This is a genomic window from Bradyrhizobium sp. MV1.5 (assembly GCF_055807615.1).
Window position 1 is genome coordinate 51,998 of the sequence record NZ_JBVVPL010000017.1, and the last position, 21,327, is coordinate 73,324.

At 65.0% G+C, this 21,327-nt stretch carries 18 protein-coding genes; 15 read left to right on the plus strand and 3 right to left on the minus strand.

Annotated features, from left to right (window positions below):
- The first annotated feature begins 111 nt into the window (after positions 1 to 111).
- The 6 genes from AC0L2J_RS17925 to AC0L2J_RS17950 all read left to right on the plus strand — a co-directional run bounded on the left by AC0L2J_RS17925 (position 112) and on the right by AC0L2J_RS17950 (position 5,931).
- Entirely contained in the window at positions 112 to 1,773 is a 1,662-nt protein-coding gene (locus tag AC0L2J_RS17925; RefSeq protein ID WP_007613893.1) for a thiamine pyrophosphate-binding protein, read from the plus strand.
- A gap of 3 nt (positions 1,774 to 1,776) precedes the next feature.
- Positions 1,777 to 3,042: an NAD(P)/FAD-dependent oxidoreductase gene (locus AC0L2J_RS17930; RefSeq protein WP_007613891.1), complete on the plus strand. Its 1,266-nt coding sequence runs from the start codon at positions 1,777 to 1,779 to the stop codon at positions 3,040 to 3,042.
- A gap of 9 nt (positions 3,043 to 3,051) precedes the next feature.
- Positions 3,052 to 3,795 (plus strand): aspartate/glutamate racemase family protein, encoded by a 744-nt coding sequence (locus AC0L2J_RS17935; RefSeq protein WP_007613890.1) that lies wholly within the window; start codon positions 3,052 to 3,054, stop codon positions 3,793 to 3,795.
- Between the two features lie 165 nt (positions 3,796 to 3,960).
- Positions 3,961 to 4,500, plus strand: a complete 540-nt coding sequence (locus AC0L2J_RS17940) for a thiamine pyrophosphate-binding protein (RefSeq protein WP_007613884.1) — start codon at positions 3,961 to 3,963, stop codon at positions 4,498 to 4,500.
- Positions 4,500 to 5,090 (plus strand): thiamine pyrophosphate-dependent enzyme, encoded by a 591-nt coding sequence (locus AC0L2J_RS17945; RefSeq protein ID WP_473392593.1) that lies wholly within the window; start codon positions 4,500 to 4,502, stop codon positions 5,088 to 5,090. The genes AC0L2J_RS17940 and AC0L2J_RS17945 overlap by 1 nt, the downstream gene beginning before the upstream one ends.
- Before the next feature lie 58 nt (positions 5,091 to 5,148).
- Positions 5,149 to 5,931 carry an SDR family NAD(P)-dependent oxidoreductase gene (locus AC0L2J_RS17950; RefSeq protein ID WP_007613873.1) on the plus strand — a complete coding sequence of 261 codons (783 nt, stop codon included), beginning with the start codon at positions 5,149 to 5,151 and terminating at the stop codon, positions 5,929 to 5,931.
- 143 nt (positions 5,932 to 6,074) lie between these two features.
- Here AC0L2J_RS17950 and AC0L2J_RS17955 read toward each other — a convergent pair whose 3' ends face one another.
- Genes AC0L2J_RS17955 through AC0L2J_RS17965 form a run of 3 tightly spaced genes read right to left on the minus strand, consistent with a single transcriptional unit; the run spans position 6,075 to position 9,843 of the window.
- Positions 6,075 to 6,869 (minus strand): IclR family transcriptional regulator, encoded by a 795-nt coding sequence (locus AC0L2J_RS17955; protein WP_473392598.1) that lies wholly within the window; start codon positions 6,867 to 6,869, stop codon positions 6,075 to 6,077.
- Between the two features lie 18 nt (positions 6,870 to 6,887).
- Positions 6,888 to 8,621: an FAD-dependent oxidoreductase gene (locus AC0L2J_RS17960; RefSeq protein ID WP_473392602.1), complete on the minus strand. Its 1,734-nt coding sequence runs from the start codon at positions 8,619 to 8,621 to the stop codon at positions 6,888 to 6,890.
- 7 nt (positions 8,622 to 8,628) lie between these two features.
- Positions 8,629 to 9,843 (minus strand): ABC transporter substrate-binding protein, encoded by a 1,215-nt coding sequence (locus tag AC0L2J_RS17965; RefSeq protein WP_473392605.1) that lies wholly within the window; start codon positions 9,841 to 9,843, stop codon positions 8,629 to 8,631.
- A 347-nt stretch (positions 9,844 to 10,190) separates the two neighbouring features.
- Here AC0L2J_RS17965 and AC0L2J_RS17970 point away from each other — a divergent pair, with 347 nt between their 5' ends.
- The 9 genes from AC0L2J_RS17970 to AC0L2J_RS18010 all read left to right on the plus strand — a co-directional run bounded on the left by AC0L2J_RS17970 (position 10,191) and on the right by AC0L2J_RS18010 (position 21,327).
- Complete coding sequence (locus AC0L2J_RS17970; protein ID WP_007613862.1) at positions 10,191 to 11,492, plus strand: MFS transporter; 1,302 nt, start codon at positions 10,191 to 10,193, stop codon at positions 11,490 to 11,492.
- Positions 11,493 to 11,755: 263 nt separating this feature from the next.
- Positions 11,756 to 13,105 carry an ABC transporter substrate-binding protein gene (locus AC0L2J_RS17975; protein WP_007613860.1) on the plus strand — a complete coding sequence of 450 codons (1,350 nt, stop codon included), beginning with the start codon at positions 11,756 to 11,758 and terminating at the stop codon, positions 13,103 to 13,105.
- Between the two features lie 55 nt (positions 13,106 to 13,160).
- Complete coding sequence (locus AC0L2J_RS17980; protein ID WP_473247841.1) at positions 13,161 to 14,078, plus strand: ABC transporter permease; 918 nt, start codon at positions 13,161 to 13,163, stop codon at positions 14,076 to 14,078.
- Positions 14,075 to 14,995 (plus strand): ABC transporter permease, encoded by a 921-nt coding sequence (locus AC0L2J_RS17985; RefSeq protein ID WP_473392612.1) that lies wholly within the window; start codon positions 14,075 to 14,077, stop codon positions 14,993 to 14,995. Before AC0L2J_RS17980 ends, AC0L2J_RS17985 begins: the two co-directional genes overlap by 4 nt.
- Positions 14,996 to 15,003: 8 nt before the next feature.
- The gene (locus AC0L2J_RS17990; protein WP_473392615.1) at positions 15,004 to 16,110 is read left to right on the plus strand and encodes an ABC transporter ATP-binding protein; all 1,107 of its coding nucleotides are present in this window, start codon (positions 15,004 to 15,006) and stop codon (positions 16,108 to 16,110) included.
- Positions 16,111 to 16,131: 21 nt separating this feature from the next.
- Positions 16,132 to 16,623 carry a (2Fe-2S)-binding protein gene (locus tag AC0L2J_RS17995; protein ID WP_179950098.1) on the plus strand — a complete coding sequence of 164 codons (492 nt, stop codon included), beginning with the start codon at positions 16,132 to 16,134 and terminating at the stop codon, positions 16,621 to 16,623.
- A 2-nt stretch (positions 16,624 to 16,625) separates the two neighbouring features.
- On the plus strand, positions 16,626 to 19,013 hold the full coding sequence (locus AC0L2J_RS18000) for a xanthine dehydrogenase family protein molybdopterin-binding subunit (RefSeq protein ID WP_473392619.1): 2,388 nt from the start codon (positions 16,626 to 16,628) through the stop codon (positions 19,011 to 19,013).
- Between the two features lie 11 nt (positions 19,014 to 19,024).
- Complete coding sequence (locus AC0L2J_RS18005; RefSeq protein ID WP_473392623.1) at positions 19,025 to 19,822, plus strand: FAD binding domain-containing protein; 798 nt, start codon at positions 19,025 to 19,027, stop codon at positions 19,820 to 19,822.
- A 17-nt stretch (positions 19,823 to 19,839) separates the two neighbouring features.
- The gene (locus AC0L2J_RS18010) at positions 19,840 to 21,327 is read left to right on the plus strand and encodes an amidase (RefSeq protein WP_473392627.1); all 1,488 of its coding nucleotides are present in this window, start codon (positions 19,840 to 19,842) and stop codon (positions 21,325 to 21,327) included.

The following is a 21,327-nucleotide window of genomic DNA, read 5'->3' on the forward strand; positions in this document are numbered from 1 at the left end:
GTGCGAGAAGCCTTTCGATCTTGCGCGCCCTCTCGGCCTGTCCTACGCCAGCCCCGAGCAATAGTTTCGCGAAGCTGCGAAACGCATCGCCAAAGCCTTGAGGGAGCCGTCATGACCATTCGCAACACCCGCACCGGGGGCCAGATCCTGATCGATCAGCTCGTCGCGCAAGGCGTCGAGCGCGTCACCTGCGTGCCGGGCGAGAGCTACCTTGCGGCGCTCGATGCGCTGCACGACAGCCCGATCGACGTCATGATCTGCCGCGCCGAGGGCGGTGCTGCGATGATGGCGGAGGCCTATGGCAAGCTCACTGGCCGTCCCGGCATCTGCTTCGTCACCCGCGGCCCCGGCGCCACCAATGCCAGCCACGGCGTCCACATCGCGATGCAGGATTCCACCCCGATGATCCTGTTCGTCGGTCAGGTCGACACCGGCATGCGCGAGCGCGAGGCGTTTCAGGAGCTCGACTACAAGGCGGTGTTCGGCACCATGGCGAAATGGGCGGTCGAGATCGATCGTCCCGACCGGATTCCGGAGCTGGTCGCGCGCGCCTTCCGCGTCGCCATGCAGGGCCGTCCCGGCCCCGTGGTGATCTCGCTGCCCGAGAACATGCTGACTGAAACTGCTGCCGTTGCGGACGCCATGCGGATCGAGCCGGCGGTGAGCTGGCCGGCGCCCGCAGATATCGAGCGCGTTGGCGCCATGCTTGCGAGCGCCAAAGCACCGCTCATCATTCTCGGCGGCTCGCGCTGGACCGATGAAGCGACCCGGAGCATCGCGCGCTTTGCCGAGCGGTTCGACCTGCCGGTCGCGACCTCGTTCCGCCGCGCGTCGCTGATCGACGCCGATCACTCGCATTATGCCGGCGATCTCGGCATCGGCCCGAGCCCGGGTCTGAAAGCGCGCATCGACGGCGCCGATGTCATTCTTCTCATCGGCGGCCGCATGTCGGAGATGCCGTCCTCATCCTACACGCTGCTCGACATTCCGACGCCGCGGCAGAAGCTGATCCACGTTCATCCCGGCTCCGAAGAGCTCGGCCGCATCTACCAGCCGGAGCTTGCGATCCAGGCCACGCCCGCCGCGTTCGCGGCCGCGGTCGAGACGCTGAAGCCCGCCGGCGCAGTCGCCTGGAAGGGCGAGGCCGCCAAGGCGCATGCCGACTATCTCGCCTGGACCGACAAAGCGCGCGAGCTGCCGGGCACGTTCCAGTACGGCCAGGTCATGACCTGGCTGCGCGATCGCCTGCCCAAGGACGCGATCGTCTGCAACGGCGCCGGCAACTATGCCGGCTGGATCCATCGTCATCACCGCTTCCACAGCTTTGCTTCACAGCTTGCACCGACGTCGGGCTCGATGGGCTACGGCGTGCCGGCCGCGGTGCTTGCGAAGCGACAGTATCCGGACCGTACCGTCATAGCCTTCGCCGGCGACGGCTGCTTCCTGATGAACGGGCAGGAATTCGCGACTGCCGTGCAGTACGACGCAGCCCTCGTCGTCGTCGTCGTCGACAATGCGCAATACGGTACCATCCGCATGCACCAGGAGCGCGACTATCCCGGTCGCGTGGTCGGCACCCAGCTCAAGAACCCGGATTTCGCGATGTACGCAAAAGCGTTCGGGGGCCATGGCGAGCGCGTCGAGCGCACCGAAGAGTTCGCGCCGGCCTTCGAGCGTGCGCTCGCCTCGGGCAAGCCGTCGATCCTCCACTGCATCATCGATCCGCGGGCGATGTCGGTCGGCAAGGACTTTGCCCCTGCGGTGAAAGCATAGCCGATGCCGCAAAGCCGCCACGTCGCCATCATCGGAGCCGGCGCGGTCGGCGTGATCAGCGCGATCGAGGCGCTACGCGAGGGCCATCGCGTCACGCTGATCGATCCGGGCGAGCCCGGTGGCGAACAGGCGGCGAGCTACGGCAATGCCGGCTGGCTCTCCTCGCATTCGGTGATCCCGCCGGCCGAGCCCGGCGTCTGGAAGAAGGTGCCCGGTTATCTCATGGATCCGCTCGGACCGCTCGCGATCCGCTGGTCTTATCTGCCGAAGGCGCTGCCCTGGTTGATCAAATATCTGCTCTCGGGCTGGACCGAGGCGCGGGTCGAGACGACGGCCGTTGCGCTGCGCGATCTCCTGAAGGACGCGCCGCTGCTGCACAGGAAGCTTGCGGAAGAGGCGGGCGTCCCTGAATTGATCGAGCGTAACGGCGTGATGCATGTCTTCCCGTCACGCGGCAATTTCGACAATGATCTCGGCTGGCGCGTGCGCAAGCGCGTCGGCGTCGACTGGTTGGAGCTTTCGGCCGACGAGATGCGTCAGCGCGAGCCCGATTTGCATCCACGCTACACGTTCGGCGTGGTGGTGGAGGAAGCCGGGCGCTGCCGCGACCCCGGAGCCTATGTCGCCGCGCTCGCGCAACATGCGCTGGCAAGCGGCGCCACGCTTGTGCGCGCCAAGGCGATTGGGCTGAATCTATCCGGCAACAAGCTCGTGGCTGTCCTCACCGAGACCGGCGAGATTGCGTGCGATGCCGCCGTGATTGCCGCCGGTGCGCATTCAAAGCGGCTCACGGCGTCCATCGGCGATCCGCTGCCGCTGGAGACCGAGCGCGGCTATCACGTCATGATCGAGAATCCGGAAACGGGCCCGCGCAGCTCGATGATGGCCTCGGATGCGAAGATGGTGGTGAACTGGACCGATAAGGGTTTGCGCGCCGCCGGCACGGTCGAGATCGCAGGCCTCGAGGCCGAGCCGAACTGGAAGCGCGCCGAGATTTTGCGCAACAACCTCTTCAGCATGTTCCCAAAACTGCCGACGGACATTCCGGCGTCGCGTATCAAGACCTGGTTCGGCCATCGGCCGAGCATGCCGGATGGACGTCCCTGCATCGGTTACGCGCGGGCCTCGCGCGACATCGTCTATGCGTTCGGCCACGGCCATGTCGGCCTGGTCGGCTCGGCCCGCACCGGTCGTCTTGTCGCCCAGCTGCTGAGCGGCAAGCCGCCGGAAATTCCGCTCGCACCGTTTTCGCCCGATCGTTTTCTCTGAGATCGCATCATGACCGCTCCAGCCAAATCGTCATCCCGAATCGCCCGCGGCGGCAAGGCCATCTATGGAGCGCCGCTCGGCATCCTGATGCTGGAGGCACGCTTCCCCCGCATTCCCGGCGACATGGGCAACGGCACCACCTGGCCTTTCCCCGTGCTCTATCGCGTTGTGAGCGGGGCTTCGCCGGAGAAGGTGGTGCTGAAGGGGGCGGCCGGTCTGCTGCCTGATTTCATCGATGCGGCGAAGGATCTGGTGCGGCTCGGGGCCGAAGCCATCACCACCAATTGTGGCTTCCTCTCGCTGTTCCAGAAAGAGATCGCAGCCGCCATCGGCGTTCCCGTCGCGACCTCGTCACTGATGCAGGTGCCGTGGGTGCAGGCGACCTTGCCGCCCGGCAAGCGCGTCGGCCTCGTCACGGTGTCCGGTTCGACCTTGACGCCGGCCCATCTCGAAGGTGCCGGCGTGCCGCTCGATACGCCGCTGGTCGGCACCGAGCACGGCAAGGAATTCTTCCGCGTCCTGATCAAGGCCGAGAAGGAGGACATGGACATCGCGCAGGCCGAACGTGACGTGGTCGAGGCCGGCAAGGAGTTGGTCGCCAGGAACCCGGATGTCGGCGCGATCGTGCTAGAATGCACCAACATGCCGCCTTATGCAGCGGCGCTTCAGGCCGAGGTCGGATTGCCCGTCTACGATATCTATTCCATGATTACGTGGTTTCATGCCGGACTACGGCCGCGTCGGTTTGGCTAGAGGTCGAGAAGCTGCCTATGGGCGCAGCCATCCGCGTCGTGCGCTGTCCCACCGGCAGTGGAGGAGGCAGCTATACAATCCCTCGATACCTGATCGCGTCAGACGGTCAGAGCTTTCGCGCCTGAACATCGCTAGAGTGCCGCTCGCAATCCATGGAGACGAGCGGTGCACAGCCTTCAATCCAATCCCGACACGCGCGCAGACGATTGGCCGTCAGAGCTCTACCGCATCCTGAAAGCCGCCGACGTTAGGCAGATGTCCTACGTTCCCGATGCCGGTCACAGCCAGCTCATCCGACTGTTCTCGGCCGACCGCGACGTCACCACCAACGTGCTGACGACGGAAGAGGAGGGCGTCGCCATTGCCGCCGGCGCTTGGCTCGGCGGCCAGCGCAGCGTGCTCTTGATGCAGTCGAGCGGGGTCGGCAATTGCATCAACATGCTGTCGCTGTCGGCGATCGGACGATTTCCACTGCTGATGCTGGTGACGATGCGCGGCGAATGGGCCGAGTTCAATCCCTGGCAGGTGCCGATGAGCCGGGCGACGCAGCCCTCGCTGGAGGCGATCGGCCTGAAGGTGATGCGGGCGGAGACAGGAGAGGATCTGATCGAGACGGTCGAATCGGCCGCAGCGCTCGCCTACGATTCCGATCAGCAGATCGCGGTGCTGATCGGGCAACGCCTGATCGGCAAGAAGAAGTGGTGATGTCAATGCAAGCCCAACTCGACCGCCGCGCCGCCGTTGCCGCGCTCTTGAAGAATCGCAAGGACACGCTGGTCGTGTCCGGCCTCGGCTCGCCGACCTATGACCTTCATTCGGTCGGCGACCATGACGGCAATTTCTATCTCTGGGGCGCCATGGGCGGCGCCGCGCTGATCGGGCTTGGCCTCGCGCAAGCCCAGCCGGGAAAGCGCGTCCTCGCTTTGACGGGGGATGGCGAGCAATTGATGGGCCTCGGCGGCATCGCCACCATCGGGGTCGCGCGGCCGCGCAATCTCGACATCGTCGTGATCGACAATCAGCATTTTGGCGAGACCGGGATGCAGGCCAGCCACACCGGGCGCGGCGTCGATCTCACCGCAATCGCCGTGGCTTGCGGTTTTGCCGCTGCCGGAACCGTGCGGACGATCGAGGAGGTGCAGCGCCTCGCAACCGAAATCGCCGGGCCGGCCGATGGCCCGCGGCTGTTTGTCATCAAGGTCCTGGCCGAAAATCCGCCGCGCTCACTGCCCTCGCGCGATGCTGTCTTTATCAAGAACCGGTTCCGTGCTCATCTCGGCTTCGCGGCGGCCTGAGCCGGGTTTCTCACCCGGCGACAGTCTGCTGTCGAAACAGCTACTCTGGAGTGAGACCATGAAACTATCCGGCAAGGTCGCCGCCATCACCGGCGCGGCGCGCGGTATCGGCAAGGCTTGCGCGAAACGATTCCTGGACGATGGCGTCAAGGTCGTCATCTCGGATGTCGATGCCGATGGCTTGGCCGCGACGGCTGCCGAACTCGCGCGGCCGGATGCCTTGCGTACCGTCGTCGGCAATGTCGCGAAGCGCGCCGATGTCGACCAGCTGGTCGCAACCGCCGCAAAGGAGTTCGGCCGGCTCGACATCATGGTCAACAATGCCGGCGTCGCTCGCAACCGGGACCTCCTGGAGATTTCCGAAGAAGAATTCGACGAAATCATCGGCATCAATCTGAAGGGCGCGTTCTTCGGCGTGCAGGCGGCGGCGAAGCAGATGATCGCGCAAGGTAGCGGCGGCGGGGTCATCATCAACATGTCGTCGGTGAATGCACTCCTGGCGATCCCGGCGCTTGCGACCTACGCCATGTCCAAGGGCGGCATGAAGCAGCTCACCTCGGTCGCCGCCGTCGCGCTGGCTCCGCACAATATTCGCGTGGTGGCCGTCGGACCGGGCACGATCCTGACCGACATGGTGGCATCGTCCATCTACACCTCGGAGGATGCCCGCAAGACCGTGATGTCACGCACGCCGGCCGGTCGCGGCGGCGAACCGAGCGAGGTTGCCTCGGTCGTGGCGTTTCTTGCGAGCGACGATGCGTCCTACATCACGGGGCAGACGATCTATCCCGACGGCGGCCGGCTGATTCTGAATTACACGGTGCCGGTGAAGGAGAAGTAGGGCGGACCCATTCTCTGTCATCGCCGGCTTGACCGGGCGATCCAGTACGCCGAGACGCCCGCGGTGAACCGAGGCGTCGCGGCGTACTGGATGCCCCGCTTTCGCGGGCATGACAGCGGATGTCGGATGAGGCAGCCAGCCCCTCACTCCGCCGCGGCGGTCATCCCGTGACCTAGCCGCTTCGAGATCCCGCCCGCGCAGTCGCGCAGGGCATGGGCGATCGGGCTGTCCCAGCGCGCGTCAAAAGTGCCTTCCGGCCCCATCGCGGTGATCACCAGCGCGACATGGCCGGAATGGTCGAACACCGGTGCAGCGAATGCGTTGACGCCGGGCAGGGGGTCGCCGAGCGCGCGGGCGAGGCCGTGCTTGCGGACCTCGGTGAGCATGTCCGCGACCTTCGCGCCTTTCACTGTGCGCTTCGGATTATAGCCGACGCCGTGGCGATCGAGGCCGCTTTCGAGCGCGGCGTCGATGGTCTTCTCCGGCAGGAAGGCGGCAAAGGCGCGGCCGGTCGCGGTCTCCAGCAGTGCCATCACCGAGCCGGCCCGCATCACGATGTGCACGGGCTGGCCGGGTTCTTCGAGCTGCACCACGGTCGGGCCATGCGTGCCCCAGACGGCCAGCGAGACCGCGTGCCCGATCTGGCTCGCGAGCGCCGCGATCTTCGGTCCGGCGATACGCACGCCGGAGAGGCGGCGCAGGCTGATCAAGCCAAGCTCCAGCGCGAGTGCGCCGATCTCGTAGCGGCCGGTGGTCTCGTCCTGCTCGATCAGGCCGATGCGCGAGAAGCTGGCGAGATAGGGATGCGCCTTGGCCGGCGTCATGCCGGCCTCGCGTGCGAGATCGCGCAGCATCATCGGCTCGCCGCTGCGGGCGAGGGCGCGGAGCAATTCTCCACCGACCTCGATCGACTGAATGCCGCGGCTTTCTCTCTTCATGCGCCTCCCTGGCGTGGCTTACGCCGCGCTGCGCTTGGCCGCGCTATCGGCGAGATGACGGCCGGCAATGTAGCCGAACGTCAGCGCCGGCCCAAGCGTGATGCCGGCGCCGGGATAATTGCCGCCCATGATGCTCGCCATGTCGTTGCCGGCCGCATAGAGCCCGGGAATCACCCGTCCCTCCGCATCGAGCGCCCGCGCGTTCTCGTCGGTGACGATGCCGGCATAGGTGCCGAGATCGCCGACCACCATCTTGATGGCGTAGAATGGGCCGTTCTCGATCGGCGCGACGCAGGGGTTCGGGCCGTGCAGGGCATCGCCCTGGTAGCGGTTATAGGCTTTTGATCCCTTGCCGAAGGCGGCGTCGTGTCCCTGTGGTGCGGTCGCATTGAACTGCTTGACGGTCTCGACGAACGCCATGCTGTCGATGCCCGCCTTTGCCGCGAGTGCCTCCAGCGTCTCGCCGCGCATGAGATAGCCAGTATTGAGGTGATGACCCAGCGGCATCGGAAATGGCGGTACGCAGCCGAGACCATATTTGCGCAAGGTCTGGTGATCGCAGACTAGGTAGGCCGCGATTTCCTCGCCGGGTTTCGCCGCCTTGACCATGGCCTGGACGAAGTCGTGATAGGAATTGCCCTCGTTGGCAAAGCGCTTGCCGTCGCGCATCACCGCGATTACGCCGGGTTTGGCGCGGTCGATGAAATGCGGCATCACGCCGTGTGAGCCGTCCTTGCGCTTGGTGACCGAGACCGGGACCCAGGCCGCCGCGTTCGGCAGCCGGTCCTCGACATGTCCGCCGGCGTTCTCGGCAAGCCGCAGGCCGTCGCCGGTGTTGCCGGTCGGTCCCGGCGAAAAATGCTCGTTGCCGGTCGGCGCGTGTGGGAACATCTTCTTGCGCCGTTCGACATCATGCGGGAAACCGCCGCAGGCGAGCACGACGCCTTGTTTTGCACGAATGCGGACGTCGCGTCCCTCGCGGGCGACAATGGCGCCGGTGACAGTGCCGTTCTCGACCGTCAGCTCGCGCACCGGCGCGGACAGCCACATCGGAATCTTCAGATCCCGCGCGGATTTTGCCAGGCGCCCTGCGAGCGCATTGCCGTTGGTCAGCGTCATGCCGCGGCCATAGCGCAGCACGTCCATCAGATGCCGCGACAGACGCTTCGCGACATAGGCCGCCGAATTCAGCGACTTCGTTGCGCGCATGAAATGGACGATGTCCTTGCCGGATCCGAGCATCATGCCGAATACGGTCAGCTCCGGCAGGGGCATGCCGAGGGCCTTGATCTGGTCGCCGAGCTCGCGGCCGTCGAACGGGCGCGCCACCATCGAACGACCACCCTGGCTGCCGCCGGGCGCCTCGGCGTGGTAATCCGGGAACACCAGCGGCATGTCGAAGCGGAGCGCGGTCTTGCTGGTGAAAAAATCGACCGCCTCGGGGCCGGCGCTCAGGAATGCATCGACCCGCGCGGCGTCAAAGTTGTTGCCGGCTTCGTGCCGCAGGTAAGTGCGCGCCTGCTCTGGAGTCTCCTCGATGCCGTATGCCTTCGCCAGCGACGTGCCGGGTATCCACAACCAACCGCCGGAGCGGGCGGTGGTGCCGCCGAAGCGCGGCTCCTTCTCGACGATCAGGACGTCGAGGCCGCGATAGCGTGCCGTGATCGCGGCCGACATGCCGGAGCAGCCCGATCCAGCCACGAGCACATCGCACTCGTAGGTTTCGCCTGCGTTGCGCTCGTTGCCGGTCATGCAGGCCTCACTTCTTGAGCAACGGACATTTCGACTCGGAGACCGGGCGGAAGGCGTCCTCGCCCTTCACCGTCTTGATGATCTCCAAATAATCCCACGGTTCCTTGGACTGCTCGGGCGATTTCACCTTGGCGAGATACATGTCGCGAATGACGCGGCCGTCCTCGCGCAACTTGCCGCCATGGACGAATGTATCCTCGATTGGCAGCTCGCGCATCTTGGCCATCGCCTTGGCGGGATCATCGGTGCCGGCGGCCTTGATGGCCTTCAGATAATGCAGCACCGAGCCGTAGACGCCGGTCTGGATCATGGTCGGCATCACCTTGGTGCGCTCGTAGAATTTCCGCGACCATGCGCGGGTCGCTTCGTCCATATTCCAGTACGACGCCGTGGTCATGTAGGTGCCCTGCGCGGATTTGAGCCCGATCGCGTGCACGTCGGTGTCGAACATCAGGAGGCCGACCAGCTTCTGGCCGCCCTGGACCAGGCCGAACTCGCCCGACTGCTTGATCGCATTGTCGGTGTCCTGGCCGGCATTGGCGAAGGCGACGACGTCCGATTTCGAGCTTTGCGCCTGGAGTGCAAAGGACGAGAAATCGGCCGTGTTGGTCGGGTGCTTCACGCCACCCAAAACCTTCCCGCCCATCTCGTTGATGAAGCGCGTGGCGTCCTTCTCGAGCTGCTGGCCGAAGGCGTAGTCGGCGGTGATGAAGTACCAGGATTTTCCGCCTTCCTTGATCACGGCGGAAGCGGTGACTTTGGACAGCGCGTAGGTGTCGTAGGTGAAGTGCACGGTGTTCGGGCTGCAAAGCTCGTCGGTCAGCGAACTCGCGCCGGGGCCGGAGAGCAGCGCGATCTTGTTGCGCTCGCGCACCATGTTGTGGACGGCGATCGCGATGCCGGAATTGGGGATGTCGACGACGGCATCGACCTTGCCGTTGTCGAACCAGCCGCGCACGATCTGTACGCCGACGTCGGTCTTCATCTGGTGATCGGCGCTGATGATCTCGATCGGCTTGCCGAGCACTGTGGGCCCGAATTCCTCTACCGCCATTTTCGCGGCCTCCACGGAGCCCGGCCCGCTGTTGTCGCGGCCCCAGCTCGACAGATCCGTCAGCACGCCGATCCGCACGGCGTCGTCGGAGACTTGCGCGTTCGCAACATTGGTCATGGCAGCCGAAGTCATGGCCGCGAGCATGGCGCAGGCCAAAAACCCTCTCATCGTCGTTCCCTCTCGTTTATGGGCCGCTTGGCGCGGTTGGTTATGGCGGTAAGTTAGATAATGGCGAATAAGTTTGTCAATGGCGAATAGCGGTTCCACGTCGTCCCGGCGAAGGCCTGGACCCACACTGCGTGATCTTTCGATGCCGGGCGGTCGCAGTACCGGAGCACGGGTCTTCGCCAAACTCCTCCCTGTCGTTATGGGTCGCGGCCTCCGCCGGGACGACGGTGCGGAGGCAGTGGCGTGAAAATCTCGCATCGTGATCTGGGGAGAACCAACACTCCCCCAAGTTGCAACCGCCACAACGTTTGGCCATGATGCCCCCAGGAATCTTGGGGCGGATGGCAATGACGGCAGCAGCGAGGGTCGCGACGGCGGCGGAGAAATCGACGACGGCGCATGTGGTTTGGGCGAGCGCGCTCGGCACCGCGATCGAGTGGTACGACTTCCTGATCTACGGCACGGCGGCGGCGCTGGTGCTGAACAAGCTGTTCTTCCCGAGCTTCGATCCCTACGTCGGCACGCTGGCGGCGTTCTCGACCTATGCGGTCGGCTTCGTCGCGCGCCCGATCGGCGGCGCGATCATCGGGCATTATGGTGACCGGCTCGGCCGCAAGAAGATGCTGGTCGCGACCATGATCGCGATGGGACTGGGCACGTTCCTGATCGGTTGCCTGCCGACCTACAGTCAGATCGGCGTCTGGGCGCCGATCTTCCTCGTCATTTTGCGCTTCGTCCAGGGCATCGGGCTCGGTGGCGAGTGGAGCGGGGCGGTGGTCATGGTGGCCGAGCACGCCGGCAACCGCCGCGGCTTTTACGGCAGCCTGGTGCAGATCGGTTTCCCCGTCGGCGTCGCCGCGTCCACCGGCATTTTCGGTCTGATGACGCAGCTGCCCGAAGCGGACTTCCTGAGCTGGGGCTGGCGCGTGCCGTTTCTGATCAGCATCCTGCTCGTCGGCGTCGGCTTCATCGTAAGGCTGAAACTCGCGGAGACGCCGCACTTCAAGGAGGTGCTCGAGCGCAAGGAGGTGCTGGCGCAGCCGGCGCTGGAAGTCCTGCGCCGCGACTGGCGCAGCTTCCTGCTCGCGATCGGCATCACGGTGTCCGAAGTCGGGCTCGCTTATCTCCTCACTGTTTTCACCGTGGTCTATGCCACGACGCAACTCGGCCTTCCCCGGCAGGTGATCCTGAACGCGGTGGTCTATGCCGCGCTAGTCGAGCTCGCGACGCTGCCCCTCGCAGGCTGGCTGTCCGACATCTTCGGCCGCAAAGCGCTGTATCTCGCCGGTGGCGTGTTCTCGGTGGCGCTGGCGTTTCCGTTGTTCTGGTTCCTCGACACCAGGGAGCCGGCGCTGATCACGCTCGCGCTCGTCGTGACGATGACACTGACGCATGCGCTGCTGTTCGGGCCGAAGGCGGCCTTCATGCCGGAGCTGTTCCGCACCCAGGTGCGCTACAGTGGCGCATCGCTGGGAGCCAACGTTGCCGCCGCGCTGAGCGGCGGCTTCTCGCCGCTGATTGCAACGGCACTGCTGGCCTGGGCCGGTTCTTATTGGGCCGTGTCGGTTTACATCATCGCGCTGTCGGTCATCACCATCATCGCAACGCTGATGGCGCCGGAGACGGCGCGGGACCAGCTCAGGTCCTGAGGACCGCCTCCGTCACGTCTGCCGCGCGAACGGGCCCGCACGTTCGAAGCCATCGTTTTGTACGCAGGCCCTGACGCCTTCTTATGCGCGCTGCCAAAAGCCGATGCAGCGGGGCGAACCATTAGCCGCGTTTATGCGGCGAATTTTTACTTCCAATTTTACTTCACAACATCCCGCCCATAGCCTCCCTCGCAATTGATCACATCCGCAGCCGGTCAATGGCGACCGGTGCGCAGCGTTCATCGTAGCCAACGAGGGTTGCCATGCTTGACAGGGACAAGGGGACATCCACTGCCAATCCGGCGGGGACGAGCGACAAGTCTGCGAAAAAGCTGAGCAGGCGCACGCTGTTGAAGGGCGCCGCGGCCGTGGCCGGCGCGGCTGCAGGATCGGACGCGATCCGCGGATTCCCGACCATCTGGGCGCAGGAGATCAAGGACATCGAGCTGCGCCATGTCGGCGTGTCCTATTCGGTGGTGAAGGCGATCGGTGACCAGGCGGCCAAGGATCTCGGCTTCAAGGTGACGATGCAGAACCTCGACACCTCTGCCGCCATCAACCGCTTCATAAGCCAGCCTAATACGGTCGACATCGCCGATCTCGAGGGCTGGCAGGCCAAGCTCGCTGCCAAGCGCGGCGTCATCCAGGGCATCGAGGTCAAGAAGGTCAAGGAGTTCGACAACATCCTGCCGATCTTTACCAAGGGCGAGATCGACGGTCACAAGATCCCGCGCCAGGGCATCTCGCCCTATGAGGCCATGTACATTTCCAAGCCTGACTCCACCGATCTGCATGACGGCGTCACCGAATGGGCGACCTTCCTGCCGCAGGTCTACAATGCCGATTCCATCGGTTACCGCCCCGACCTCGTCGGCCATGAAGTCACGGAATGGAAGGACCTGATCGATCCGAAATTCAAAGGCAAGGCCGCGATCCTCGACGTGCCCGCGATCGGCATCATGGACGCCGCGCTCTGCTTCGAAAGCGCCGGGCTGATCAAGTACGGCAACAAGGGCAACATGACCAAGGAGGAGATCGACTTCACCTGCAACAAGCTGATCGAGCTCAAGAAGCAGGGCCAGTTCCGCGCGACCTGGACCACCTTCGACCAGTCGGTGCAGCTGATGGCGGCGGGCGAAGTGGTGATCCAGTCGATGTGGTCGCCGGCCGTTGCCGCGGTGCGCGTGAAGGAAATCCCCTGTGTCTATGCGCCGGTCAATATCAAGAACGGCAAGGAAGGCTATCGCGGCTGGTGCAACGGCATGGGCCTGATGAAGCATCTCTCCGGCAAGAAGCTGGACGCAGCCTACGAGTATCTCAACTGGTATCTGTCGGGCTGGCAGGGCGGCTTCGTCGCGCGCTACGGCTATTACAGCCCGGTCCCTTCGACCGCGAAGAAATTCCTCACGCCGGCCGAATGGGCGTTCTGGTATGAGGGCCAGCCCGCGCCCGAGGTCGTCAACGACCCCTATGGCGTGCCGATGGAGAAGACCGGTACCAAGCGCGACGGCGGCTCGTTCCTCGACCGCGTCAAGAACATCTCCTGCTGGAACACGCTGATGGACGAAGCCGCCTACATGAACAAGCGCTGGAACGACTTCAAGGTGGCCTGAAACCTGCTTTCCCTGACGTGAACGAAGCGCCGGCGCGGCGATGCGCCGGTGCCAAATGACCGACGTCGAGGCGTTTGCCGACATGCAGCCAAGTCTTAGTCCAGCTCAAACCTCACCACGCGCAAATCTCGCCGGCTGGCTCTACGTGTCGCCGCTCGTGCTGGTGCTCGTACCGTTCTTCGTGGCGCCGATCCTGGTCGTGCTGGCCGCGAGCTTCTTCGCCACCGACGGCTTTGGCGGGCTGACGCCGGGCTTCACGCTCGCAAGCTATGTCGAGGTGTTGCATTCGGCCCTGACGCTGAAGCTGTATCTGGCGACGATCAAGTTCACGGTGCTGACCTGGATCTTCACGTTGATCATCGGCTTCTTCGTCGCATACTTCCTGGTTTTCCACGTCCGCAACCAACTGCTGGCGATTGGTCTGTTCCTGCTCTGCACGGTGCCGTTCTGGACCTCGAACATCATCCGGATGATTTCCTGGATTCCGCTGCTTGGCAAGGAAGGCCTGATCAACCAGGCGCTGCTGGCGCTCGGCGTGATCCGCCAGCCGCTGGAAGTGCTGCTGTTCTCGGACCTGGCGGTGGTCATCGCCTATGTCCACCAGCTCACCATTTTCATGATCGTGCCGATCTTCAATTCCATGGCACGGATCGACAAGAAGCTGATCGAGGCCGCGATCGATGCCGGCGCCAGCCGTTTCGACATCATGCGCCTGATCGTGGTGCCGATGTCCAAGAGCGGCATCGCCCTCGGAACCATCTTCGTCGTCTCGATCGTGATGGGCGATTTCTTCGTGGTCAAGGTGATGTCCGGCGGCGGCTCGGCCTCGGTGGTCAGCGCGTTCTACGAGGACGTCGGCGTGCTGCAATATCCGACGGCGGCGGCAAGCGCGGTGTTGCTGACGCTGGTGCTGGTCGCCATCGTCTCGCTGATCCTGCGCACCGTCGACATCCGGCAGGAGATCACGCGATGAGCGCGGTTCTCGCCGATATGCCCAAGACCGAGATGTCAAAGGCTGACATGTCAAAGACGGTCCCGCCGGCGACGACCAAGGCGATTGCACCGAGCAAGGGCGGCCGGCCGTGGACGTTTTATGTTCTGGCGACGCTGTTCGGGTTCTATGTGATCGCGCTGTACGGCCCGATGTTCTGTATCTATGTCCTGTCGTTCCAGGACATCCGTGGTGGCCTCGTGTTCCCGATGAAGGGCACTTCGCTGCACTGGTTCGTCGATCTCTTCACCCAGGTGCGGACCGGTGACGTCAAGGGCTCGTTCGATCGTTCGATCAAGCTCGCGATCATCGTCACTGTCATCACGGTGGTGGTCTCGTTCCTCGCGGGGCTCGGCTTTCGCAAACGCTTTCGCGGCGACACCGTCGTGTTCTACATGATGATCGGCAGCCTGGTCGCGCCGGGTCTTGTGCTCGGCCTCGGCACCGGTCTGTTGTTCCAGGCGCTCGGGCTCAATGCGAGCTGGTACACCTCGGCCCTCGGCGCGCAACTGTCCTGGACGTTGCCGTTCGGCGTGCTCGTGATGTTTGCGGTGATGTCTCGCTTCAACAATGTCTGGGAGGAGGCGGCCTATGACCTCGGCGCCAGCCGCTGGCAATCGATCCGGCTGGTGATGATCCCGGTGCTGGCGCCCGGCCTGGTCGCGGTCGCGCTGTTCGGCTTCACACTCTCTTACGACGAGTTTGCGCGCAGCCTCCAGACCGCGGGCTCGCTGAACACGCTGCCGCTGGAGATCTGGAGCATGACCCTGAACGTCACGTCCCCCTCGCTTTACGCGCTCGGCACGGTGACGACGATCGTGTCCTTCATCGTCATCGGCGCGAGCCTGGGCAGCATCGTGCTGATCCAGAAGAAGCGCGGCAGCAGCACAAAGGGTTGAGCTCGGAAATGAAGAGCGATCGCGGCGATATCGAACTGGCGGGCCTCTGCAAGAGCTTTGACGGCGTCACCAATGTGGTCGACGGAGTCAACCTCAAGATCGCCGACGGCGCCTATTGCTGCTTCATCGGTCCGTCCGGCTGCGGCAAGACCACGATTCTGCGCATGATCGCCGGCCACGAGGACCCGACCGCCGGCGAGATCGTGATCGGCGGGCAGAACGTCGTCGGGCTTGCGCCGGTGCAGCGGCGCACCGCGATGATGTTCCAGTCCTACGCGTTGTTCCCGCATCTCACCGTGCGCGAGAACATCGCCTTTGCGCTTCGCGTGCGCGGCATGTCGAAGGCCGATCGCCTGCGCGCGGCGGATGCCATGATCGAGAAGGTGCGGCTGACGCAATTCGCCGACCGCCTGCCGGGGCAGCTCTCCGGCGGCCAGCAGCAGCGCGTGGCGCTGGCGCGCGCGGCGATCACCGAGCCGAGGGTGCTGCTGCTCGATGAGCCGCTGTCAGCCCTCGACGAGCAGCTCCGCGTGCAGATGCGCCAGGAACTCAGGCGGATGCAGCAGGAGCTCGGCATCACTTTCATCCACGTCACCCACACCCAGCTCGAGGCGATTGCGCTCGCCGATCTGGTCGTGGTGATGGAGCAGGGCAGAATCAAACAGGCGGGAGCGGCGCGCGACGTCTATGCCCATCCGCACGATCGTTACGTCGCCGAGTTCATGGGCGGGCAGAACGTGCTGTCGGGGCGGGTCGAGAAGGTCAACGGTTCGACGTTTACGCTCGCGCAGGCCGCGCCTGATGGCATCGAGGTCCCGCTTCAGGCGCGGTCCACGGTCAGCGTCGGTGACAAGATCGATATCGCCGTGCGCCGCGACGATGTCGCGCTGGTACGGCCGGGCAGGGAACTGCCGCCGGGCTGCACCACGTCGCTGCCGAGCCGCGTGCTTGCGATCGAATACCAGGGCTATTTCGTCAAGGTCATGCTGGACACCGTGCCGGACGACGCGTTCGTCGCCTACGTGCCGGAAAAGACCTTCTTCGCGGACCCCTTCACCGTCGGCGACGTCGTGATGGCCACATGGGCCACCGGCAGCGCGCTTCCACTCGCCTAAAGACCCGTCGCGCACAGGAGTATGATCGTGCAGATATCCTTCACACTCAACGGACGGCCGACCACTGTCGATGTCGAGCCGGCGACGCTCGTCGCCGAGCTGCTGCGCGAGCGGCTCAACCTCACCGGCACCCATATCGGCTGCGACACCAGCCAGTGCGGCGCCTGCGTGGTGCATCTCGACGGCCTGCCGGTGAAGAGCTGCACGCTGCTGGCGCCTGCGCTCGACGGTGCGACGCTGCTCACTATCGAGGGGCTTCACGGAGCTCCCGGTTCGAACCAAATGCATCCGATGCAGGAAGCGTTTCGCGAGCATCACGGTCTGCAATGCGGCTTTTGCACGCCCGGCATGTTGATGACGGCGGTGGCGCTCGCGACCGAGAAGCCGGACCTGTCGGAAGCCGACGTCCGCCACGGACTTGAAGGCAATATCTGCCGCTGCACCGGCTATCAGAACATCGTCGTCTCGGTCATGGCTGGCGCTGCCGCTATGAACGCCGCCAAGGGAGAGTGACCATGGGCAACGTGATCGGGATCGGCGCTTCACCCAAACGGAAAGAGGACCAGCGCTTCCTCACCGGCCGCGGCAATTACGTCTCCGACATCAAGCGTCCGGGCATGACGGCGGGTGTGTTCGTGCGCTCGCCGCACGGACACGCGATCCTGCGCGGTATCGACAAGAATGCGGCGCTCGCATCGCCCGGCGTCATCGCGGTCCTGACCGGCGAAGATGCCGCCGCGGACAAGCTGGGCTCGCTGCCCTGCGGCTGGGGTATCACGGACGCCAAAGGCGTGCCGATGAAGGAGCCGCCGTTCCCGATGCTGGCGCAGGGCAAGGTGCGCTTCGTCGGCGACATGGTGGCCTTCGTCGTCGCGGAAACGCCGGCGCAGGCCAGCGCGGCAGCCGAGCTGCTGACGGTCGATTACGAGGTGCTGCCCTCGGTGGTCGGCGTGCTCGAAGCCGTGCGGCCGGGCGCGCCGCAACTGTTCGACGACGTTCCGAACAACATCTGTTGCGATTGGGAGCTCGGCGACAAGGCCGCGGTCGAGACCGCCTTCCGGAAAGCGGCGCATGTCGCAAAGCTCAGTCTCGTCAACAACAGGCTGATCGGCAACCCGATGGAGCCGCGCGCGGCGATCGCCGAATATGAGCCCGGCACCGATCGCTTCACGCTGTGGACCACCAGCCAGTTCCCGCATGTCGTGCGCTTCCTGATGGGCGCGCTGGTGCTGAACATTCCGCAGCACAAGCTGCGCGTGGTCGCGCCGGATGTCGGCGGCGGCTTTGGCGTCAAGCAGTTCCACTATGGCGAGGAGGCCGTGATCACCTGGGCCGCCAAGCGCGTGATGCGGCCTATCAAATGGGTTGCGAGCCGGTCGGAGGGTTATGTCTCTGATCGCCACGGCCGCGATCACGTCACCGAGGCCGAACTCGCTCTCGACGAGACCGGGAAGTTTCTGGCCTTCCGTGTCAACACGCTTGCCAATATGGGCGGCTATCTCTCGACCTTCGGACCGAACATCCCGACCAATCTCTACGGACCGCTGCTCGGCGGCGTCTACACGACGCCGGCAATCTACTGCAACGTGAAGGTGGTGTTCACCAACACCGTTCCGGTCGACGCCTATCGCGGCGCGGGCCGGCCCGAGGCGACCTTCGTGCTGGAGCGCATCGTCGACGTCGCAGCCAGCGAGATGGGCATCGACCGCGTCGAGATCCGCCGACGCAACATGATCCCGAAGGAGGCCTATCCGTATCAGACGCCAGTGCTGGTGCAGTACGATTCCGGCGATCCGATGGGGTGTCTCGACGGCGCTCTTGTCGCGGCCGACGTCAAGAACTTCGGTATCCGCAAGGCGGACTCGGCGCGTAGGGGCAAATTCCGCGGGCTCGGCTACTCGACCTATGTCGAGGCCTGCGGCCTTGCGCCGTCGCGCTTCGCAGGACGGCTGGGCGCGCGCGGCGGGCTCTATGAGAGTGCCACGGTGCGGGTGCATCCGACCGGCCAGGTCACGGTCATGATCGGCACGCATAATCACGGCCAGGGCCACGAGACGACGTTCGCCCAGATCGTCTCGGAAAAGCTCGGCGTCGCGTTTGACAATGTCGACATCGTGTTCGGCGATACCGATCGCGTGCAGTTCGGCATGGGCACCTATGGCTCGCGTTCGCTGGTGGTCGGCGGCGCGGCGCTGTCGAAGGCGACGGACAAGGTGGTCGCGAAAGGCAGGAAGATCGCGGCGCATCTGCTTGAAGCGGCCGAAGTGGATATCCAGTTCGAGGCCGGAAAATTCTCGGTCGCGGGGACCGACCGCACGAAGACGTTCGAGGAGATCGCGGGCGCCGCCTACGTGCCGCACGACTATCCGCTCGAAGTGCTGGAGCCGGGGCTCGAGGAGCAGGCTTACTACGATCCCGTCAACTTCACCTATCCCGGCGGCTGCCACATTGCAGAGGTCGAGATCGACCCGGAAACCGGCACGGTGACGCTGGTCAACTACACCGCGGTGGACGACGTCGGCACGGTCATCAACCCGATGATCGTGGAGGGCCAGTTGCACGGCGGCATCGTGCAGGGCGTCGGTCAGGCGTTGTACGAGAACGCAGTCTATGACGAGGGCTCGGGCCAGCTGCTGTCGGGCTCGCTGATGGACTATTGCATGCCGCGCGCCGACCACATGCCGATGATGAACATCGCGACCCATTCGACGCTGTGCACGCACACGCCGATGGGCGTGAAGGGCTGCGGCGAGGTCGGCACCATCGGTTCGCCGGCCGCGGTCATCAACGCGGTGGTCGATGCGCTGTCGCATCTCGGCGTCACCCATGTCGACATGCCGGCGACGCCGAACCGGATCTGGCGCGTGCTGCAGAACGCGTCGCTGCCGGTCGCTGCGGAATAGGGAGGATGACAATGAAGCCGTTTGCCTATCACCAGCCGAGCGAAATTCCCGACGCTGCCAAACTGCTGACCTCGATCGAGGACAGCAAGCTCGTCGCCGGCGGCATGACGCTGATCCCGACGTTGAAGCAGCGGCTCGCCAGTCCGCCTGCCCTGGTCGACCTGTCGAGGCTCGGACATCTCAAGGGCATCACCGACGACGGCGCCACCGTCACCATCGGTGCAATGACGCCACATGCCGTGGTGGCAGCCTCCAAGCTGGTGCAGGCGAAGATTCCCGGACTCGCCGCGCTGGCCTCGATGATCGGCGATCCCGCCGTGCGCATCCGCGGCACCATCGGTGGCTCCGTCGCGAACAACGATCCGGCGGCCGATTATCCGGCAGGTGTGCTCGGGCTGGGCGTGACCGTCGTCACCAGCACGCGCGAGATCGCGGCCGACGGGTTCTTCCGCGGCCTGTTCGAGACCGCGCTTGAACCTGGCGAGATCATCACGGCGATCCGCTTTCCGGTGCCGCTCAGGGCGGGCTACGCCAAGTTCAAGGCGCCGGCGTCGCGCTATGCGCTGGTCGGCGTGTTCGTCGCGAAATTCGCCGATGGCGTTCGCGTAGCCGTGACCGGAGCGGGCTCCGGCGTATTCCGCGTTCCTCCGATGGAAGAAGCGCTGTCGCGAAATTTCGACCCGTCCGCGATCGCGGCGATCAGGATCGACACCGACGGCCTCACTTCCGACATCCATGCCGAAGCCGACTACCGTGCGCATCTCGTCACGGTGATGGCCAGGCGCGCCGTCGACGCGGCGCTCAGCTAACTCGTTTAGGGTTGATGATGACTGATGGTTCCGGCCGAACGGCCTTTCCGCCGGCGCCGACTGGCCTTGGCTCGCTTTCCGCAATCGAGATCCTGGCCGGTTACAGGCGCAAGGCCTTCACTCCGCGCGATGTCGTCGATGACACCATTGCCGCGCTGGAGGCGACGAACGAGGCCTGCAACGCGGTGGTGACGCCGATGTACGAGCAGGCGAGGGCGGAGGCCGATCGTCTCACCAGGGAGATGCGTGCCGGCGAGGCCAAGGGGCCGCTCGCCGGTGTACCCGTCACGATCAAGGACCTGGTCTTTGTCGCAGGCGTGCCGGCCTATGGCGGTTCGCCGATGAACAAGGCGTTCGTGCCCGATGTCGACGCGGCGGTTGTCTCGGCGCTGAAGGAGGCGGGTGCAATCGTCACCTGCAAGACCACGACCTGCGAGTCCGGTTACAAGTTGACGGCGGATAGCCCGGTCACCGGCACCACGCGCAATCCGTGGAACCCCGGTCGCACCAGTGGTGGGTCGAGCGGCGGCGCGGCGGCGGGCGTTGCCGCCGGCTGCGGCCCGATCGCGATCGGAACCGATGGCGTCGGCTCGATCCGCGTGCCCTCGTCCTTCTGCGGTGTGTTCGGCCTGAAGCCGACCTTTGGCCTGGTGCCGCGTTCGCCCGGCTTCTCGCCGCCGTCCTGGGGCTCGCTCGCGCATACCGGGCCGATTACGCGCACCGTCGCGGATGCCGCGCTGACGCTGGAGATCATCGCCGGTTACGATCTGCGCGATCCCGCGAGCCTGCCGGTGGCGGCGCGGCGGTTCGATACGAAGGCCGAGCCATTGAACGGCATTCGTATCGGCGCCAGCGTCGATCTCGGCTACGCCGCCGTCAGCCCCGAGGTGCGCGCGGCGTTCGGCAAGGCGCTGGCCATTCTCGATGCCTGCGGCGCGCAGGTCACGATGGATGGCCCGGACCTTGATCCCGGCATCCTGGAGCACACGCTGAAGCCGATCGCCTTTACCGAACAGGCGGCCGCGGTCGCGACCAAGACCACGGCCGATCTCGCCGGCTCCGAAGCAGATTATCTTGACGTCATCAGTGCCGGTCGGCGCTACAGCGGCACGGACTATATCGAAGCGGGGTATCGCCGGGGCCAGGCTCGCAGCGGCTTCCTGAAGCTTTTCGAGCGTGTCGATGCGCTGGTGACGCCGACCGTCGCGGTGACCGCGTTCGAGGCCGGCCGCCTCGGCGTCGAAACGATTGACGGCGGCAAGGTCGATCCACATCTCGGCTGGTCGCCCTTCACCTGGCCGATGAATCTCGCCGGCCTTCCTGCGGCGACGCTGCCCTGCGGCTTCGATCGCGAGGGAATGCCGATCGGCTTGCAGATCGTCGCTCCCTGGCTCGACGAGCCCACGATCTTCCGCATCGCCGCTGCGTTCGAAGCGGCCCAGCCCTGGGCAAACTTCTGGCCGTCACTGGCGCTCCGCGAAAGTCCCGCGCGCGCGAAGGCATGA

Bases quoted from the DNA above. Each gene is read 5' to 3' on its own strand.
- AC0L2J_RS17970 (WP_007613862.1), top strand. From the start codon at position 10,191: ATGACGGCAGCAGCGAGGGTCGCGACGGCGGCGGAGAAATCGACGACG.
- AC0L2J_RS17925 (WP_007613893.1), top strand. From the start codon at position 112: ATGACCATTCGCAACACCCGCACCGGGGGCCAGATCCTGATCGATCAG.
- AC0L2J_RS17965 (WP_473392605.1), bottom strand. From the start codon at position 9,843: ATGAGAGGGTTTTTGGCCTGCGCCATGCTCGCGGCCATGACTTCGGCT.
- AC0L2J_RS17950 (WP_007613873.1), top strand. From the start codon at position 5,149: ATGAAACTATCCGGCAAGGTCGCCGCCATCACCGGCGCGGCGCGCGGT.
- AC0L2J_RS18005 (WP_473392623.1), top strand. From the start codon at position 19,025: ATGAAGCCGTTTGCCTATCACCAGCCGAGCGAAATTCCCGACGCTGCC.
- AC0L2J_RS17935 (WP_007613890.1), top strand. From the start codon at position 3,052: ATGACCGCTCCAGCCAAATCGTCATCCCGAATCGCCCGCGGCGGCAAG.
- AC0L2J_RS17995 (WP_179950098.1), top strand. From the start codon at position 16,132: ATGATCGTGCAGATATCCTTCACACTCAACGGACGGCCGACCACTGTC.
- AC0L2J_RS17990 (WP_473392615.1), top strand. From the start codon at position 15,004: ATGAAGAGCGATCGCGGCGATATCGAACTGGCGGGCCTCTGCAAGAGC.
- AC0L2J_RS17955 (WP_473392598.1), bottom strand. From the start codon at position 6,869: ATGAAGAGAGAAAGCCGCGGCATTCAGTCGATCGAGGTCGGTGGAGAA.
- AC0L2J_RS17985 (WP_473392612.1), top strand. From the start codon at position 14,075: ATGAGCGCGGTTCTCGCCGATATGCCCAAGACCGAGATGTCAAAGGCT.
- AC0L2J_RS17945 (WP_473392593.1), top strand. From the start codon at position 4,500: ATGTCAATGCAAGCCCAACTCGACCGCCGCGCCGCCGTTGCCGCGCTC.
- AC0L2J_RS17975 (WP_007613860.1), top strand. From the start codon at position 11,756: ATGCTTGACAGGGACAAGGGGACATCCACTGCCAATCCGGCGGGGACG.
- AC0L2J_RS17930 (WP_007613891.1), top strand. From the start codon at position 1,777: ATGCCGCAAAGCCGCCACGTCGCCATCATCGGAGCCGGCGCGGTCGGC.
- AC0L2J_RS17980 (WP_473247841.1), top strand. From the start codon at position 13,161: ATGACCGACGTCGAGGCGTTTGCCGACATGCAGCCAAGTCTTAGTCCA.
- AC0L2J_RS17960 (WP_473392602.1), bottom strand. From the start codon at position 8,621: ATGACCGGCAACGAGCGCAACGCAGGCGAAACCTACGAGTGCGATGTG.
- AC0L2J_RS18000 (WP_473392619.1), top strand. From the start codon at position 16,626: ATGGGCAACGTGATCGGGATCGGCGCTTCACCCAAACGGAAAGAGGAC.
- AC0L2J_RS18010 (WP_473392627.1), top strand. From the start codon at position 19,840: ATGACTGATGGTTCCGGCCGAACGGCCTTTCCGCCGGCGCCGACTGGC.